At 42.7% G+C, this 302-nt stretch carries 1 protein-coding gene; it reads right to left on the reverse strand.

Annotation, left to right across the window (positions count from 1 at the left end; all coding sequences use genetic code 11):
• Positions 1-302: group II intron maturase-specific domain-containing protein (locus AC0QH1_RS22825; protein ID WP_324633668.1), on the reverse strand; the 302-nt coding region annotated here is incomplete at both ends.

Raw genomic sequence — 302 nt, forward strand, 5'->3', positions numbered from 1 at the left:
TCCTGTTTTGTTGGGATGTCTTCGGTTTCCCCATTTGGTTAACTTCCAGTATAACGAGTTATCCATTTGAGAGAAGACTTCCTTGGACACTACTGTTGAGTAATAGTTGCTCCACCCTCTAATGACCGGGTTGAGGTGTTTTATTAACCCCTCTTGCGGTACTGCTCTGTGGGAGTCTACTATTTCCTTAAGTTTTTCGTAGTGGGTTTTGATAGCTTTTTTGCCGGGTTTGATGATGGTTTTGAAGCCTAGTGGATTGCCATGCGTGTCCTTTCCGGTCTTATATTTTCCGACTTGATATT

The organism is Phormidium sp. CCY1219, from assembly GCF_055795085.1.